Origin of the sequence: Bartonella sp. AP20NXHL, from assembly GCF_042196165.1 — a bacterium.
Classification (GTDB): Bacteria; Pseudomonadota; Alphaproteobacteria; order Rhizobiales; family Rhizobiaceae; genus Bartonella.
Map to the genome: position 1 here is coordinate 1 of NZ_JBHIPV010000104.1, position 690 is coordinate 690.

The 690-nt window shown below is 41.0% G+C and carries 2 protein-coding genes; both read left to right on the plus strand.

What is annotated here, in order from left to right; genetic code table 11:
- A partial coding sequence (locus tag ACFILL_RS09445) for a YadA-like family protein (RefSeq protein ID WP_375632011.1) occupies window positions 1-257 on the plus strand: 257 nt, incomplete at its 5' end.
- Between the two features lie 137 nt (window positions 258-394).
- Window positions 395-580, plus strand: coding sequence for a hypothetical protein (locus ACFILL_RS09450; RefSeq protein WP_375643858.1), 186 nt, complete (start codon window positions 395-397; stop codon window positions 578-580).
- The last annotated feature ends 110 nt before the right edge of the window (window positions 581-690 follow it).

Below are 690 nucleotides of genomic sequence, written 5' to 3' on the forward strand. Positions count from 1 at the left end.
ATTATGCTATTCAGGATGTTCGGAAAGAAGCAAGACAAGCTGCTGCTATTGGTCTAGCGGTGTCCAACTTACGTTACAATGATGCACCAGGAAAGTTAAGTGTTGCACTTGGTAGTGGTATATGGCTCAATCAGTCCGCATTTGCTCTTGGTGCTGGTTATACATCTGAAGATGGAAATATTCGCTCTAGTCTATCTGTGACAAGTGCCGGAGGGCGCTGGGGTGTAGGTGTAGGATTAAGCTTAACTCTAAATTAATAAAATTCACTACGATTATTTTCAAAAATGCTCCTGTCTATACAAGACAGGGGCGAAAAGGGTTGTACGATTAAAAGAACGGCTCCCACAAATAACAGTGCCAGCATTAATGTTGAAAATAAAGAAAGAGAAAAGGTGTGAAGAGTGGTGTGTTTTACGCAAATTTGACAGAAGTCGTGGAGGGGGCTGGTTGGTGGTTGTTAGATGAGAGTGAGCAGCAGATTAAGACAGTTTTTGATGATGCGAAAAAATATGTAGATAAATATTTTTCTGAATCCAAGGATAATGCGATGAGTAATGGTGTTAACGAGTCGAAATCCTAAACCGATATAAAATTTGAAACGTTTAGTTATGATATTAAGAGCGTACGGAAAGAGGCAAGGCAAGCAGCCGCCGTTGGTCTAGCAGTATCCAACCTACGTTACTTCGACGA